This window comes from Saccharospirillum impatiens DSM 12546, from assembly GCF_000423605.1.
GTDB classification, from domain to species: Bacteria; Pseudomonadota; Gammaproteobacteria; order Pseudomonadales; family Natronospirillaceae; genus Saccharospirillum; species Saccharospirillum impatiens.
In genome coordinates this window covers 159,438-175,314 of the sequence record NZ_AUIH01000003.1, presented here as the reverse complement: position 1 = coordinate 175,314, position 15,877 = coordinate 159,438, and the positions used below count along the sequence as shown (strand labels likewise).

The 15,877-nt window shown below is 55.9% G+C and carries 13 protein-coding genes; 6 read left to right on the top strand and 7 right to left on the bottom strand.

Translation table 11 applies throughout. The features are described from left to right. The first annotated feature begins 69 nt into the window (after positions 1 to 69). Positions 70 to 1,626 (top strand): alpha/beta fold hydrolase, encoded by a 1,557-nt coding sequence (locus tag G565_RS25750; RefSeq protein WP_084649198.1) that lies wholly within the window; start codon positions 70 to 72, stop codon positions 1,624 to 1,626. A gap of 298 nt (positions 1,627 to 1,924) precedes the next feature. Continuing rightward, positions 1,925 to 3,124 (top strand): ABC transporter substrate-binding protein, encoded by a 1,200-nt coding sequence (locus tag G565_RS0103345; protein ID WP_028669699.1) that lies wholly within the window; start codon positions 1,925 to 1,927, stop codon positions 3,122 to 3,124. Positions 3,125 to 3,236: 112 nt separating this feature from the next. Here the strand turns inward: G565_RS0103345 and G565_RS0103340 are convergent, their stop codons facing one another. After that, entirely contained in the window at positions 3,237 to 4,157 is a 921-nt protein-coding gene (locus tag G565_RS0103340; RefSeq protein ID WP_028669698.1) for a LysR substrate-binding domain-containing protein, read from the bottom strand. 138 nt (positions 4,158 to 4,295) lie between these two features. On the opposite strand from G565_RS0103340, the gene G565_RS22760 reads away from it, so the two are divergent. Then, complete coding sequence (locus tag G565_RS22760) at positions 4,296 to 5,762, top strand: aspartate ammonia-lyase (protein ID WP_051207235.1); 1,467 nt, start codon at positions 4,296 to 4,298, stop codon at positions 5,760 to 5,762. Here the strand turns inward: G565_RS22760 and G565_RS0103330 are convergent. The 5 genes from G565_RS0103330 to G565_RS0103310 form a co-directional block, all read right to left on the bottom strand. Continuing rightward, positions 5,759 to 7,153, bottom strand: a complete 1,395-nt coding sequence (locus tag G565_RS0103330) for an NAD(P)/FAD-dependent oxidoreductase (protein ID WP_028669697.1) — start codon at positions 7,151 to 7,153, stop codon at positions 5,759 to 5,761. The genes G565_RS22760 and G565_RS0103330 overlap by 4 nt on opposite strands. A gap of 136 nt (positions 7,154 to 7,289) precedes the next feature. Further along, a complete protein-coding gene (locus tag G565_RS22755) occupies positions 7,290 to 8,555 on the bottom strand; it encodes a branched-chain amino acid ABC transporter permease (RefSeq protein ID WP_051207234.1) in 1,266 nt (421 codons plus the stop codon). Further along, on the bottom strand, positions 8,555 to 9,556 hold the full coding sequence (locus G565_RS0103320; protein ID WP_028669696.1) for a branched-chain amino acid ABC transporter permease: 1,002 nt from the start codon (positions 9,554 to 9,556) through the stop codon (positions 8,555 to 8,557). The genes G565_RS22755 and G565_RS0103320 overlap by 1 nt, the downstream gene beginning before the upstream one ends. Before the next feature lie 19 nt (positions 9,557 to 9,575). After that, positions 9,576 to 10,280: an ABC transporter ATP-binding protein gene (locus tag G565_RS0103315; RefSeq protein ID WP_028669695.1), complete on the bottom strand. Its 705-nt coding sequence runs from the start codon at positions 10,278 to 10,280 to the stop codon at positions 9,576 to 9,578. A 1-nt stretch (position 10,281) separates the two neighbouring features. Continuing rightward, a complete protein-coding gene (locus tag G565_RS0103310) occupies positions 10,282 to 11,064 on the bottom strand; it encodes an ABC transporter ATP-binding protein (protein ID WP_028669694.1) in 783 nt (260 codons plus the stop codon). Between the two features lie 637 nt (positions 11,065 to 11,701). Here G565_RS0103310 and G565_RS22750 point away from each other — a divergent pair. Further along, entirely contained in the window at positions 11,702 to 12,571 is an 870-nt protein-coding gene (locus G565_RS22750; RefSeq protein ID WP_084649203.1) for a 23S rRNA (adenine(2030)-N(6))-methyltransferase RlmJ, read from the top strand. Here the strand turns inward: G565_RS22750 and lnt are convergent, their stop codons facing one another. Continuing rightward, the gene (lnt, locus tag G565_RS0103300; RefSeq protein WP_051207230.1) at positions 12,572 to 14,095 is read right to left on the bottom strand and encodes an apolipoprotein N-acyltransferase; all 1,524 of its coding nucleotides are present in this window, start codon (positions 14,093 to 14,095) and stop codon (positions 12,572 to 12,574) included. A 294-nt stretch (positions 14,096 to 14,389) separates the two neighbouring features. Between lnt and G565_RS0103295 the strand changes: the two genes are divergently transcribed. Both G565_RS0103295 and G565_RS0103290 read left to right on the top strand, forming a co-directional pair. Continuing rightward, positions 14,390 to 15,070 carry a cyclic nucleotide-binding domain-containing protein gene (locus G565_RS0103295; protein WP_028669692.1) on the top strand — a complete coding sequence of 227 codons (681 nt, stop codon included), beginning with the start codon at positions 14,390 to 14,392 and terminating at the stop codon, positions 15,068 to 15,070. A 31-nt stretch (positions 15,071 to 15,101) separates the two neighbouring features. After that, a complete protein-coding gene (locus tag G565_RS0103290) occupies positions 15,102 to 15,872 on the top strand; it encodes an outer membrane lipoprotein-sorting protein (protein WP_051207228.1) in 771 nt (256 codons plus the stop codon). The last annotated feature ends 5 nt before the right edge of the window (positions 15,873 to 15,877 follow it).

The window sequence follows — 15,877 nt, the reverse complement described above, 5'->3', positions numbered from 1 at the left end:
ACGCTGATGCGGCGCACCGTCGCCGTGCCGGACGTTGGCATGTCGTGAACCATAAATTGAGTATATAAGATGACAGCTACCATGGGTAATGACCTGCAGCAGGTCCCGGCATCCACGACACAGGATCAACGGGGGATTTTGCGTTGTGTTGCTGCGGGTCTGTGCTGGTTATTCCTGACCCTGCTGTCCCAGCCTGCCTGGGCCATGCCCGAGGGATATGGCGTGCTGCAGGGCGGTGGCTATTTCGTTGGCCGTGCCGAGCCAGGCAGTCACGTCCGGTTTGCCGGACAGTCAGTTCCGGTTGATGCCGAGGGCCGCTATATTCTGGGTTTTGAACGCATGATGAGTGGTGATTACCCGCTGACCGTGCGCTCTGCGGGTCGGGCGGAGCAACAGTTTCAACTGGAAATAGAAGGGCGGGATTATCGCATTCAACGAGTCGACGGGCTTGATCCGTCCCGGGTCAACCCGCCCGAGGACCAGATTGCCCGCATTGTGGCCGAAGCAGAACGCGTTAATTCAGCCAGGGCTCGTCAGGTTGACAGTGAAGGGTGGCTCGAACCCTTTGTCTGGCCCACCTATGGCCGAATTTCTGGCGTGTACGGCAGTCAGCGAATCCTGAATGGGACGCCCTCCGCGCCACATTGGGGTATCGATGTAGCTGTGCCAACCGGCACACCGGTTTATGCCCCGGCATCCGGCGTGATAACCCTGGCGGAACCGGATTTGTATTTTAGCGGTGGCACGCTGCTGGTAAATCATGGCATGGGGTTGACCTCAAGCTTTTTGCATCTGTCGAGTCTGAACGTCAGCGTTGGTGATCGTGTCGAGCAAGGGGAGCTGATTGCGAAAGTTGGCTCGACGGGGCGCAGCACGGGTCCACATCTGGACTGGCGAGTAAGTCTGGCCCAAGTGCGCATCGACGCTGGCTTGCTGGTGCCGGAACAGGAAGAACTGTGCACAGTGGAGGGTGATAGTGATCAGGTTGTGGTATTGGTGCACGGCCTTGGCCGTACCGACCGATCCATGGCGCGCCTGGCTGATGCGCTGCAGCAGGCCGGTTATGCCACCTGCAATCAGGAGTATCCGAGTCGCCAGGAAACGGTGTCGGAATTGTCTGCCTATGTGGCGAATGCTGTGGAGCGGGTGAACCGGCAGGGTTACGACACGGTGCATCTGGTCACCCATTCACTTGGCGGTATTCTGGCCAGGTACTGGTTGCAACGAGCGGATCTGCCGGGGCAGGGTCGCGTGGTAATGCTGAGCCCGCCCAATCATGGCAGTGAAGTGATTGATGCGTTGGGCGACCAGGCCTGGTTCCAGTGGATTATGGGGCCCGCTGCACTGGAATTGGCGACGGACGAAACGTCTCTGGTGAATCAGCTTGACCCCATCGACGTCCCGGTCGGGGTGATTACCGGCACGCGTTCCAGTGATCCCTGGTTCAATGTTTTGTTTCAGGGAGACCACGATGGCAAAGTGTCGGTGGCCAGTGCCCGGTTGAGCGAAGCCGATGGTTTTCGCCTGGCGAGGGCTGGTCATACGTTCATCATGAATGATGAAAACGTTCGGTTCTGGGTTGCTTTTTTTCTGACCAATGGCTTTTTCCCTCTGGACAGCGACTGACCTGGAATCATGGCTTTACAATTCAGAAGGTGGCTTTTTTCCTGACTGAGGGTGCCGCGGCTTGAAAAATAGGAGAAGCTGCGGGTGCTCAGTACCACAACATTGTCTAACAACAAGAAAAAGACGGGTACTGCGCGCAGCTCACGCGATCACCTGAATGCAGGTAATGTCTGAACAGAAAGTGAACAAAGCCGACAATGCGGGCTTATGCGCCGTTTGAAGGCTTGTGTTTCTGACAAAAAATCCTCAACATGAAGTGGTCCCTTCGGGAAACATAATAACAGCGAGAGAGAACATTATGATTAAAAAAACACTCTTGGGCGTAGCAACAGCTGCCGCACTGGTTGGTGCAGTACAGGCTGAAGAAGTCAAAATCGGTTTTTTGGGCGGCTTCACTGGCCCGATTGAAAGTTTGACTCCGCCCATTTATGACGCGGCGCGTCTGGCGGTCAGACATGTGAACGGTCAGGGCGGTATTCTGGATGGCGACATCCTGGTGATGCCCAGCGCCGACACCACCTGTGTTGATTCATCGGCAGCTACCAACGGTGCTGACCGGTTGATTAATTCTGAAAACGTAACGGCCATCGTGGGTGCCCTGTGTTCAGGCGCAACCATCGCTGCTGCCAACAACGTCGGTATTCCGGCCAGCGTGGTGATGATTTCACCGGCCTCTACGTCGCCCGCGATTACTGAAATGAACGACAACGATCAGGTATTCCGTACCCCACCTTCAGACGCTTATCAGGGTGAAGTTCTGGCCCGTTTGCTGTTGTCCAAGGGCATCGAAGACGCAGCCGTGACTTACGTGAATAACGATTACGGTAAAGGCCTGGCCGATGCGTTCGCGGCGGCATACGAAAGCGAAGGCGGCATGGTCATGGCCAATGAAGCGCATGAAGACGGCAAAGCCGACTACCGCGCTGAGATTGCCTCTCTGGCTTCCACTGGGTCACAAAACCTGGTGGTATTGGCTTATGCCGACGGTTCCGGTCAGACGATCCTGCGTCAGGCACATGAAAGCGGCAACTTCGTCGCTTATGTTGGCGGCGATGGCATGGTCGGTGATGGCCTGGTACGCGCGGTCGGCGGTGATGTGCTCGAAGGCATGATCGCTACCAAGCCCGGTACGCCAGATCTGCCAGGTTCAACCATTTTTGCCGAACTGGCTGCAGCTGTTGAACTGGATCCGAATGCGACCTTTGCCGGTCAGTCCTATGACGCAGCTTTCATCATTGCACTGGCCATTGAATCGATGGGTGAAGACAGCCGTGAAGGCCTGAGTGACCATGTACGTCGTGTGGCGACAGCGCCGGGCGAAGTGATCCTTCCCGGCGAATGGGCCAAAGCCAAGCGTTTGCTGGCGGCCGGTCAGGACATCAACTACGAAGGTGCTACCGGTCAGCATGAATTTGATGCCAGCGGTGACGTTCCGGGTGTGATTGTTGAAATGACGGTGCGCAACGGCGCATTCGTTGAAGTGGGCGAAATCCAGTAAGGCGTTGTCCAATAGCTGAATAACTGGACGTCCCGTTCAGTCACAAAAAACCGGCCTTCCAGGCCGGTTTTTTTATGGGTGCAGCTCAGATAAAGGATCCCGCCGGGAGTCTTTAAGCCGACAACGGTTGCGCGGACAATCGCTGCCAGAGACGATTAACCGCTGTGTTGCGAACCAGTGAACATCGGTACAGCCGGATTTCCAAAGGGGCGTGCCAGCGATCGGCACCACAGATCACCAGCTCTTTCTCGCGTAGTTCACGGCGAATGCACAGTTCGGGCACCCAGGCGATGCCTGCACCCGTTAGCGCCATCCCCTTTAGCCCTTCGGCCATGGCGGTATCGTAAACGGTTTTTAGCCGCAACCTGATCGGATCCTGTTTCAGCATGAGTCGCAATGTCCGCCCCAGAAACGCCCCCGGCGTGTAAGCCAGCAACGGAATCTCGTGCTGCTCGTCGCTGTCGAGCGAATAGCGTGGCTGGTCGGAGTCTGGCAGCGGTACTGACACCGGCACCAGGCGCGTATGCCCCAGCGTAATAGAAGGGAAAGTACTCGCATCCAGCTGCAGGGTGGCGTAAGAATCGTAGTAAATTTGCAGCAAGTCACACTGGCCCTCACGCAATGCATGCAGTGCTTCTTCGACATTCATGGCGACCAGTCGCATGGTCAGGTTGTTCATCACAGCCCGGTGTTCGGTCATCCAGTCCGGGAAGAAGGAGAACGCCAGTGAGTGGGCTGCAGCCACCCTCAGTGTCGCTTTCTGGTTGGCATCCAACCCGCGCAGTCGACTGACCGTCTCGCGTAACTGGGACATCACCGTTCGTGCTGTCAGCAAGAACAACTGGCCCTCATCGGTCAACTTAACGGGGGTCGTTGAGCGGTCTACCAGCGGCACGGCCAGGGTGGTTTCCAGGGCTTTGATGCGCCGACTGAAGGCCGGCTGGGTAATAAAGCGACGTTCGGCCGCCCGCGAAAAGCTCAGGGTATCGGCGAGGGCGATAAAATCTTCCAGCCAGCGTGTCTCGAAGTCCATAGCGACCTTCCATTATGCATGATACGCATACTATAGCTGAAAACGGCATTGGCCGGGGACCCGGGCGACCCTGCACACTAGATACATCGGTGCCGTTTTGGCTTGCCGGCTATGAACAGGAGAGTAGAGAAAACCATTATGCTGCCGACGCAGAACGACCTACCCAATTGCACCGCCCAGTCTACTGATCAGCCTGTACGCCTTGAGCGTGACCTGCTGGGTCAACGTACGGTTTCTGCCGAAGCCTACTACGGCATTCAAACGCTTCGAGCCGCTGAGAACTTTGAATTATCGGGGGTGACGCTCTCTCAATTCCCCAAACTCATCATTGGGCTGGCCATGGTTAAAAAGGCGGCTGCAGCTGCCAACGCCGACCTTGGCTTGCTGGATGTACGCCGGTTCCAGGCCATCAACGCTGCTTGCGATTTGTTGGTAGCCGGGCAGCATCACGACCAGTTTGTGGTCGACATGATTCAGGGCGGAGCAGGGACATCGACCAATATGAATGCGAACGAAGTCATCGCCAATCTGGGCCTGGAGTGGTTGGGTCATGCAAAGGGTGCATACCAATACCTGCACCCAAACAACGATGTTAATGCATCCCAGTCGACCAATGATGCTTACCCGACGGCAATCCGGGTCGGCTTGCAATTGTCGCATGCGGAATTAGTCGACAGCCTGGCGTTATTGCGCGATGCGTTGGCCGACAAACGTGACGAATTCGCTGATGTGCTCAAGATGGGGCGTACTCAATTGCAGGATGCCGTGCCCATGACCCTGGGTCAGGAGTTTGGCGCTTTTGCGACGACGCTGGGCGAGGATATCGACCGGATAGCGGGTTTGTTTGATTTGCTGAGGGAAGTTAATTTAGGGGGCACTGCCATTGGTACGGGGCTGAATGCCCACCCGGACTATGCCGACCTGGCCGTGAACCATTTGTCGCGGCTCTGCGGGCACCCCATGCGTCTGGCGAATGACCTGATCGAAGCAACCTCAGACATGGGGGCCTTCGTGTTGTTTTCCGGCATGACCAAGCGCCTGGCCATCAAGCTGTCGAAAATGTGTAACGACTTGCGGCTGTTGTCGAGTGGGCCGCGGGCCGGACTGGGTGAAATCAACTTGCCTGCGCGCCAGCCGGGTTCATCCATCATGCCGGGCAAAGTCAATCCGGTCATTCCGGAAGCGGTGAATCAGGTTGCCTATCAGGTGATTGGCAACGATTTGGCCATTACAATGGCCGCCGAAAGCGGGCAGTTGCAGTTGAACGCCATGGAACCGCTGATCGCCTATAAACTGTTTGATTCCATGCGTCTGCTGCGCCGTGCCATGGATATGCTGCGCACCCTGTGCATCGAAGGCATAACCGCCAACCGCGAGCATTGTCTGGCCCAGGTGAATGCATCGATAGGTGTCATCACTGCGCTTAACCCCTACATCGGCTACGACAATGCCACCCGACTGGCGAGCCTGGCCCTGGCGACAGGGCACAGCGTTAGGGATCTGGTGATGGCCGAAGGGTTGATGGAGCAGGCTGAACTGGATGATGCTCTGAGTATTGAGCGGCTGGTTTATCCCGGTCGTCAACGCCGTCCGTCGATGGCTTAATGCCCGGTCAGCCAATGGCCCAGTCGTGCCAGTCTTGACGGCGCGGCTCCACCCCTGGCTTCGCGCCGGTCGGCCGCATTGAACAGCGAATACATGCCTCTGACGCCAAGCCAGCGCAAAGGTTCCGGTTCCCAGCGCCGGACGCGGCGTCCTACCCAGGGCAACTGAGTGAGGGCGGTGTCCCGCCCCAGTGTTAAGTCGCACAGTGTCCGTCCGGCCAGGTTGGATGTAGACACTCCCACGCCCACATAGCCACCGGCCCAGCCAATGCCGGTTTTCGGGTCGAGACCGACAGTGGCGCACCAGTCGCGGGGAACGGCCAGAACACCGCACCAGGCATGATCGATGCGGGCATTACGCGCGACTGGAAAGTGTTTGTTAAGGATGCGAATCAGGTGGCGAATGGTGTCTGCGTCGGGCGTCCCCCTGTGGTCAATTCTGTTGCCCAGCCGGTAGGGGAGGCCACGACCACCCACAGCAATTCGGCCCTCGCGGGTGCGCTGGCAATAACAGTAAGCATTGGCAAAATCACCGACAATTTCCCGGCCGTTCCAGCCAATTTGCTCCCAGATTTCCGAGGGCAGGGGTTCGGTCACGATCTGAGCTGAATTGAGTGGCAACCAGTCGCGTTTGGAACCGGGCAGCGTTGCGGTAAAGCCTTCAGTCGCCCTGAGAATGATCGGTGCCGTTACGGTTCCCTTATCGGTTTTCGCTGTGCCGGGTAACAGAGCGTGAACCCGGGTTTGTTCTGCGATTCGTACGCCCAACTGTTCAACGGCCCTGGCCAGACCCTGAACCAGTTTGGCTGGCTGAATGCGAGCGACATTGCCGATTTCCATGGCGCCCATTGCTCCGGGTATGGAGAGCCGGGCTGCCAGTTCATCAGCCGTCAATGATCGAATCCGGTCAGCTTCGCCCCAGTGCCGGCGGTGATTTATTTCAGCCTTCATCCGTTGTTGCTGCGCGGGGTTGGTCGCGATCAGCAGTTCGCTGGTGCGGTGAATATCGGCGTCGATGCCTTCGGCCGAAGCAACAGCCAGAATTTCATCGACGGTATTTCCCATCGCATCCACCATGGCCCGGACACTTTGTTCATTACCGCTGCTTAAATAGCGTTCATGATCCCAGGCAAAGCCGCCGGTTAACCAGCCACCGTTGCGTCCCGAGGCACCAAAACCGGCGAATTCGGCTTCGAGTATGACAATGCTCAACTCCGGAGCGGCTTTTTTGAGATAATACGCTGTCCATAAACCTGTGTAACCAGCGCCAATGATGCAAACATCGGCCGTGGTATCGCCATCGAGTGCAGGTCTGGCTGGCGGGAAACCGCCGATATCCCGATACCAGAAGGAAACGTCGCCTGTGGTTTTTGGCCAGTTTGATAAAGTCATGGTGAACCCGGGAAGATGGTTGGCTTAACGTTAAAACATTCTATCTGAACTGACCAGCCAACCGCTTTCAGTGCTGAATATCAGAGCATAAAAAAAGGGAGCGAAATGCTCCCTTCTACGATCCGGTATTTAATGCTCAGGCATGATGAGCTACTTTTTCCGGGAACAGTCCTTTGGGCGCATAGCGCAGCACCAGACTGATGATCAGGCCGATGACAAACACCCGTGCCTGCAGCGCACGACTGTCGAGGTCACCGGGTGCTTGCCAGCCGAACCAGGCATCACCCAGAGTCCGTGCAACATCGATCATGAACAGTGCCGCCGGTTCCGACATGGTCCAGATGATGTAGATAAATACGGCCCCGAAAATAGTGCCCTTGTTGTTACCAGCTCCCCCCAGAATGACCATCACCCAGACCAGAAAGGTATGGTTCAGCGGCAGGAAACCACTGGGGTCAAAAATACCGTTAAAGGTGACCAGGGCCGCGCCGCCTATGCCCATCAGAACCGAGCCCAGAATAAAGACTTCAAGGCGACGTCGATTGATGTCTTTGCCCATAGCGGCCGAGGAGTTTTCGTTGTCACGAATCGCACGCATCGTGCGTCCCCAGGGGGCATTGTAAGCGCGATACAGTAGGAAATAGATCACCGCAATCAATACAGCTGTTAGCGACAGGTAGCTCGCCCGGGCGGCCACAAACCCAATCTCACCAGCCTGGGGAACCGGCCAGGGCAGTGGCGAGACTGTTAGGGTGCCCCGGGTCAGCCAGTCGGCATTTTTCAGGAACGCCTTGATGATTTCAGCGATACCCAGCGTTGCGATGGCCAGATAGTCGCTGCGCAAGCCCAGGCAAATATGACCGATAAAATAGGCAATGCCACCTGCGATGGCACCACCCACCAGCCAACCAACCCAGACCGGCAATCCGAGACCGCCGATGAAACCCGCTTCGGATTCTATGGCCTCGGCAACCGGTCCCAGTGACGTAACCACCCACAGGTACAGGATGGCTGACGCTATAATGATGACCGGCAAACGAATCTTCTTGCTGACGCCGAGGCGTTTGAGTTGTGTCAGGCCATAGACGATGGCAACTGAAAGTATGGCTTTCAGACCCACACCGCCCAACTGACCGGGCAGGTCCGTGTTCCAGAAGTCGTCGTTGGTCGGGAAGCTGAACAGCATGGTGATGAACCCACCCAGGGCGACGAAGCCCATGATGCCAGCATTGAACAGCCCCGCATAACCCCACTGAATGGAGAGGCCAAGGGCGAGAATGGCGTAGCAACTGGCCTCTGCCAATACCCGCACGCTGTAGGCAGAGCCCTGGGAAGCGAATACGATCAAAATCAAAGCAGCCAGCAGGCTGAACAGGATGATGTCTTTCTTGGGCAGTTGCATCAGATGATCTTCCCTTTAAACAGGCCGGTAGGACGCCAGATGAGAATCGCCAACAGGATGAAAAACGGAATGGTGATTTTGTACTCAGTTGGTACAAAGGCCAGTGTGTTCGGCAGATCCAAAGCCGGTATCGCTTTTTCAAGCGGACGCAACACAAAGGTCCAGTTGAACACCGCCAGTGTTTCAGTCATACCCACAACGAACCCACCGGCCAGCGCCCCGTAGGGGTGTCCGACACCGCCAACAATGGCAGCGGCGAAGATGGGCAGCAGGATCATAAAGCTAAGGTCGGGTTTCAAGGTAACATCGAGCGACAGCAGGGTGCCTGCTGCACAGGCCAGCGCACCGGCGATGATCCAGGTCACGCCAACAACGGTGTTGGTGTTAATGCCGGATACCTTGGCCAGATCGGGGTTATCTGACATGGCCCGCATGGCTTTACCGAGCCGTGATTTGTTGAGAAACAGATGCAGGGAAACGACCGCGAATGCCAGAAACACGAACAGCAGTATCTGGGGTTCGGTAATCACCAGGTTGCGCGAAGCCGATTCAAACGGCAGGTCGATGCGAAAAATGGCTTTTCGATCATCGATGTACAAGCTCTGGGTGCCGGTTCCGGCGAAGAAGCGAATCAGCCCCTGCAGCATCAGCGTAACACCGACGGATGCCATCACCATAACGACGGGTTTGACGTTGTTTTCCCGCAGCTTTTTATAGAACATCTTGTCGATACCCACGGCAATAAAGGCGGTAGCGACCATGGCCACCGGCATCATCACAAAGGCAGTCGGCAAGCCGATTGCAGGCCCCACGGCCGGGAATAAAGCCGTGAGAATCAGCACCAGAAAGGCACCCAGAGTCATCATGTCGGCGTGTGCAAAGTGAGCAAAGCGCAGGATACCGAACACCAGTGTTACCCCAATGGCGCCAATGGCATAAATAGACCCGATCACTGCGCCTGAAATAATGACACTGTTAAAAAAGAAGATAAATTCGTTCACAACGGACTCCTATTAACCGTCAGCCACCCAGGAAGCTTTTGGCTACTTCCGGATCGTTCAGCAGGTTCTGGCCTGTATCGGTAAAGCGGTTCTTGCCCGCCGCCAGTACGAACCCCTTGTGCGCAATGCGCAGTGCCTGCTTGGCATTCTGTTCAACCATCAGCACACCAACACCGCTTTCATTAATGGCGATTACCCGCTCGAAAATCTCGTTCATATACAGCGGAGAAAGGCCGGCCGTTGGTTCATCGAGCAATAACAGACTGGGTTCAACCATCAAGGCACGACCCATGGCCACCATCTGGCGCTGACCGCCCGACAATTCACCGGCCGGTTGTCTGCGCTTGTCTTTAAGGTCGGGGAAAAAGCTGTAGACGCGTTCGAGCATGTAGCTGAAATCGTCACGACGAATAAAGGCGCCCATCTCCAGGTTTTCTTCTACCGTCATGCTGACAAAGACGTTGTGCTCCTGGGGAACAAAACCCATACCCTTGTGCACCAGTTTGTCCGGTGCCAGATTGGAAATATCGTCGCCACGCAGTTCTATGCTGCCTTCGCTGACAGTTAACAAACCGAATATGGCTTTCAGCGTGGTCGATTTGCCCGCGCCATTGGGGCCGACAATGACACCGATCTCACTCGATTCGATGGCCATGTTTACGCCATTTAAAATATTCATGCCGCCGTAACCGGCGTGAACGTTTTTGCATTCAATCAGTGCCATATTACGCTCCAGCCTCGTTCGGATCGCTGCCAAAATAGGCTTCAATGACTTGCGGGTTGTTGCGAATTTCTTCGATGGTGCCCTCGACCATGACGCTGCCCTGGGCCAGCACAATAACGGGGTCGCACAGCTCGGCAATCATATCCATGTCGTGTTCGATGACTAGAAAGGTGTAACCCAATTCCCGGTTCAGACGTTGAATGTTACCGATCAGATCTTGCAGCAGGGTACGGTTAACGCCCGCCGCAATTTCATCAAGCAGCACCACCTTGGCATCTACCATCATGGTTCGGCCGAGCTCAAGCAGTTTCTTCTGGCCACCGGAGAGGTTACCGGCAAGCTCGTTTTTAACATGGTCGAGGCCGATGAAATCAATAACCTCCATGGCTTTTTGGCGGACCCCGGTTTCAAAATCCCGGACTTTTCCTGGTTGGAACCAGGTGTTGAAAATGTTCTCACCCGGTTGGTTGGGCGGCACCATCATCAGGTTTTCCAGCGCCGACATGTGCGTGAATTCCTGAGCGATCTGAAAGGTGCGCAGCAGGCCCTTTTCGAACAAAACGTTGGACGGCAGGTTCGTGATGTTTTCACCTGCCAGCGTGATGGTGCCCTTGTCGACCGGGAACGCGCCCGCGATCAGGTTGAACAAGGTAGATTTTCCGGCCCCGTTGGGGCCAATCAGGCCAGTGATCGAGCCTTCTTCCACGGCGATGGAGCAGTCATTAATGACGTGCAGGCCGCCGAAGGCTTTTGATACACCCTGTACTTCGATGATGGATCCCATTAACCCTCCCACATTCAGTCTTCAACCGTCGCTCTGCGGCAACTGGTCGCATCAAGTGATCGCGCTGTCCAATTCCGATTACACATGGCCGGCCCGAGGGATAAGGTTCCGGTCAGTGATAGCCATTATGCAATAACAGATGAACAGGCATAAAAATTCGTTAACCCTGGTCGCACCTGGTTCGTCTGGCTGGTCGTGATTACGCTCGAGAATTGGCAACTCGATCAATGTTTGATTTTTTATTGTTGATCGTTGCGTCAGTGAGGACGCCCGAAGTGTAACGGTGTAGCCGGTCACTTCTTATCGTTTTGATGCCCCGCAACCTTACCCGATTGCAAGGGGCTAAGATAAAAAATCCCGGCGATTCTACCCTGTACGCCTGTAAAATCAAAAGGAAAGCCGGGTAAATAGGGGCTCGGGACGGGTATTTGTAAAACTGGGCCGCTGCCCGGGTGTAGCGTCAGCGTGACAAACGATCGGCTCTTTAATGCTTGTTTCAATGAGTTGGCTACTCGATATGCCGGTATTTCAGCACTCGTCCGGATGCCAGTTCTGGCGTTCGTGCGTTAAACACGAAATGACAGCCTGGCTGCCTGTCCCCTATACTGCGCGACCCGTTTTGACGAAGCCGTACACCATGCTCAGTTACCGACACGCCTTTCATGCAGGCAACCATGCCGATGTGCTCAAGCACCTGGTGCTGATTCAGTGCCTCGATTACCTGACGCGTAAGGAAACACCCCTGAGGTACATTGACACCCATGCCGGAGCCGGCATGTATTCGCTGACAGCACCTCAGGCGCAAAAGACGGGTGAGGCCACCGAAGGCATTGTTCGACTGCAGGCAAAGCCCGGCCATCACCCTCTGATTAAGCGGTATCTGAGCCTGGTTACCCAGGCGAATGAGGCAGCGACGGGAAATCTATACCCGGGTTCGCCCTGGATCGCCCGACAGTGCTTGCGACCCGCAGACAAGATGGTACTGACTGAATTGCACGGCAAGGATCACGAAGCCCTGGAAGCCCTGTTCAGTCGGCAAAGACCGGTCAAAGTGGCTCGCCAGAATGGGCTGGAACGACTGGTATCCGAATTGCCAGTACCGGAGCGTCGCGCCTTCGTATTGATTGACCCCTCCTATGAAGTCAAGGCGGAATACGATGACGTTGCCACCGCCGTCAAACGTGCGATGCAGCGGATGTCGACAGCCGTCATCGCCGTCTGGTTTCCGGTCGTGCAGCGCGAGCGTGTGCGCAAGCTGGAGCGGCAATTGACCGGGCTGGCGGAAATGCAGGTGTTTGAACTGGGCATTGCTCCGGATTCCAGAGAACACGGCATGACCGCCAGCGGACTGATGGTGTTGAACCCGCCCTGGGGTCTGGACACCGTGCTGGAAGAGGCGATGCCAGATCTGATGGCTGCCTTGCAGGTACCTTCGGATGGTTTCTTTCGTATTCGACGTCACCCGGTTAAGGGAACACCGGGCAAGGGTGCTGCTGGTCGAAGCTGATCAGCCACGATGGCGTCTGCTTGCCCAGCCCAGCGCAATCAACCCCAGCAGAGGTAGGAGCGCCCAGTAGGGTCCACCCCAGCGCTGATAGGGCGTCATGCCCTGTCTAAGGTTGACGCTACCGGATACGGCGGCCACTTCAAATTGCTGACTGCGCGCCTGCACCTCACCGTTCGCATCGATCAGGGCACTGATGCCATTTTGCGTCGAGCGCACAATGGCCCGGCTGTTTTCAATCGCCCGCATTCGGGTGATCTGTAAATGCTGATGTGGGGCCAGAGAATCACCGAACCAGGCATCGTTGCTGACCATGATCATCAGATCTGAATCCCGGGCCAGGGCCATGGTCAGCCCCGGGTAAGCGGCTTCATAACAAATGACAGGTGCCAGATGGCGCTCTTCACCGCGATACATCCAGGGCATGGGTGACTGCGGTTCCGGTGCGGGCGTCAGGGTCGACATCGGGATATTGAAAAAATTGATCAGCCCGCGCAGTTGCTGTTCGAACGGCAGGTACTCGCCAAAGGGAACCAGGTGCTGTTTGCGGTATTCACCATCTGCAGTCCCAAAACCCAGCAGAGCGTTGAAGTAGCGATCGTCCTCCCGGGTTACAATACCAGTGATGATGCCTTGCTGACGCTCATTCCCCACGCGATCCAGGTCTTCAAGATAGGCTGGAATACGCTCGGGTCTGACCGTCAGCGCGGCTTCCGGCCAAATCATCAGGTCTGCGGTGTCATGGCGCCGGGCTTGCTCACTGTAAAACTCAAGGGTGGGCCGAACCTGGCTGCTTTGCCATTTTTGCGCTTGCGAGACGTTACTTTGAATAGCAACCACAGAAGCACTGTCTGAAATGTCACTCCAGCGGTCGGCTGGCAGCAACCAGCCTGAACCCATTGCCAGCAGGATAGCTCCGGCACTGAGTGCCGGTGTCCGGCGCTGCGCCTGGTTGGCTTGGCCGGGTAATCCCATGGCCAGCCCGGCGGCGGAAAACGCGATTACGGTACTGAGGCCGTAAACGCTCACAACGGCCGCCAACTGACCCGCCGGCGTGTCGGTTAGGGCGTATCCGGCATACAACCAGGGCATGCCGGTAAACAACCAGCTTCTGACCCATTCGAACACAAGCCACAGCAAGGGTGCCGCCAGCCACCGGCTGCCGCGCGCCCGTTTAAAATACCGATGATACAGCCAGGCCTGAAGCCCGGGCAGCAATGCAATCGCCAGACAAAAAGCAGCGGTCATCAGCACCGATAGTGGAATTGGAGTGGCTACGGTTCGCATGCTGCCATACACCCAGGAAATACCCAGCCCATAGAGGCCAGCCCCATAGCACCAACCCAGCCAGAACGCCTGCTTGCCGGTCCCGGCACGCTCTGTGACCCAGAAATAGCCGATCAGACTGAGCCAGGCAGCGGGCCAGAAACCAAAGGGAGCCAGAGCCAGGGGTAAAAGGGTGCCGGATACCAGAGATACCAGTACGAGTGGCAGCAGTGGGTGTAAAGCAGGGCGGGTAGGCTTCATTGCAAAAGGAGTCCGACGGGTTACAAACCAGTGCGCATAATGCCCAGACTGGGGGAGGTTTTGAAGTCACTCAGCAGTTGTGGGGTGTAAATGACGTGTTCAGAGGCACTGCGGGCAACGCTTGTGGACGGTGAGTCGTCAAAACTGTGACGATATAGTGCCTTTTCATCAAAAGCTGGCTATTGCTTGCAGATTGGATTCACAGTTGAGTCTGGAGCGTCTAGCATGGAAGTCAGTATCGAATTACCGCTCAGGCGGTGAATGATTGATCACAAATAAGGTACGTTAACTACAATGAAGATCCTGGCACTCAAAGACATTTCAGCAGTATCACTCGATGATTTGCTGGGTGGCATTTCTTTTTTCCGGGAGTTGCGTGAAGTCGATCCCAAACAGGCCGAGTTTTTGGCAACCTATGCCCGCGTGATGGCTGCTGATCCTGGCGAGGTTGTTATCCACCACGGTGATCATGACCCCAGCTTCTATTTTTTGTTGCGTGGCCAGTTACTGGTGTTCCCGGATGACAACAACACCAGCGGCGAGCCCTTGAGCGTGATCACCCCCGGGCATGTTTTCGGGGCCCTGGCGATGATCTGCAATGTTGATCGCACGGCAACCCTGGTCGCCGACCCCAGCGGCGGTGAAGTGAAGCTGGTGGCCATTGACGGAACCGGTTTTGGCGAATTGAGCGATTACACCCGGGTAAGGCGTCACACCAAAATTCTGTTCTATCGAATGGTCGTCGCCAATACCCGCTGGAAACTCGAAGTCTACCGCTTGCAGCAGCCGAACCATGTCATCAGTCGTGACATGCGCAAACTTGAGTTGTTTCGCGGAGCGCCGAACAGCGAAGAAGAATTGCAGTCGCTGGCGCGTCAGGCACAACAGATGACGGTGTTGCTAATGCGCTGGAATAATCTGTTTTATGAAGAAGGCAGTGGTGATAACGGCGCGAGCCCAATCAATACCGCCTGACCCATGGGTGTGAAAATAAGGAAGGCGAACAATGGATCTGAAGACACTGATCGACAGCGGTATGATCCATGCGCGTTGGTTGTTGTTGCTACTTGCCGCCGGTTGCTGGGCTGAAGTACCCGATACCGACCCCAGGGCTCTGGAGCTGCTTGAACGCATAGACACCCTGTACCAGCAGGATTCTGCGCGGGCTGTTATGACCATGAGCATTGTCACCCCGGAATTTGAACGCTCCTTGTCGTTGGAATCCTGGTCGCTGGGGCTTGATTATGCGCTGGTGCGAGTATTGGAGCCGCAGCGGGAGCGGGGCGTAAGCACCTTGCAACGCGATAATGACATGTGGAATTACCTGCCGAAGATTCGCAAAGTCGTTAAAGTGCCACCGTCGATGATGATGGGCAGTTGGATGGGTTCCGATTTCACCAATGACGACCTGATGCGTGATGTGTCTCTGGTAGAAGAGTATCAGGTGCGCCTGAGCGAGACGGACACCGAATACCAACTGGACCTGACCCCTCGTGAACAGACGGTGACCGTCTGGGGTGCACTGGAAATCATCATTGGCAAAGACAATTTGTTGCCGATTCGCCAGCGCTACTATGATGAAGACGGTTCCTTGATGCGGATCATGGAATTCAGCGATATAACCGATTACGGTGACGTTACTTTACCTGCGACGATGACGCTGACACCCATGAACAAAACCGGGCACCAAACCACCGTCACTTATCAAGAACTCGATTTTGGCGTTGACCTCACCGAGGACTTTTTTACCCTGAATAACCTGCGCCGTCCGTTCTGAGGCAT

Bases quoted from the DNA above. Each gene is read 5' to 3' on its own strand.
- G565_RS25750 (WP_084649198.1), top strand. From the start codon at position 70: ATGACAGCTACCATGGGTAATGACCTGCAGCAGGTCCCGGCATCCACG.
- G565_RS0103345 (WP_028669699.1), top strand. From the start codon at position 1,925: ATGATTAAAAAAACACTCTTGGGCGTAGCAACAGCTGCCGCACTGGTT.
- G565_RS0103340 (WP_028669698.1), bottom strand. From the start codon at position 4,157: ATGGACTTCGAGACACGCTGGCTGGAAGATTTTATCGCCCTCGCCGAT.
- G565_RS22760 (WP_051207235.1), top strand. From the start codon at position 4,296: ATGCTGCCGACGCAGAACGACCTACCCAATTGCACCGCCCAGTCTACT.
- G565_RS0103330 (WP_028669697.1), bottom strand. From the start codon at position 7,153: ATGACTTTATCAAACTGGCCAAAAACCACAGGCGACGTTTCCTTCTGG.
- G565_RS22755 (WP_051207234.1), bottom strand. From the start codon at position 8,555: ATGCAACTGCCCAAGAAAGACATCATCCTGTTCAGCCTGCTGGCTGCT.
- G565_RS0103315 (WP_028669695.1), bottom strand. From the start codon at position 10,280: ATGGCACTGATTGAATGCAAAAACGTTCACGCCGGTTACGGCGGCATG.
- G565_RS0103310 (WP_028669694.1), bottom strand. From the start codon at position 11,064: ATGGGATCCATCATCGAAGTACAGGGTGTATCAAAAGCCTTCGGCGGC.
- G565_RS22750 (WP_084649203.1), top strand. From the start codon at position 11,702: ATGCTCAGTTACCGACACGCCTTTCATGCAGGCAACCATGCCGATGTG.
- lnt (WP_051207230.1), bottom strand. From the start codon at position 14,095: ATGAAGCCTACCCGCCCTGCTTTACACCCACTGCTGCCACTCGTACTG.
- G565_RS0103295 (WP_028669692.1), top strand. From the start codon at position 14,390: ATGAAGATCCTGGCACTCAAAGACATTTCAGCAGTATCACTCGATGAT.
- G565_RS0103290 (WP_051207228.1), top strand. From the start codon at position 15,102: ATGGATCTGAAGACACTGATCGACAGCGGTATGATCCATGCGCGTTGG.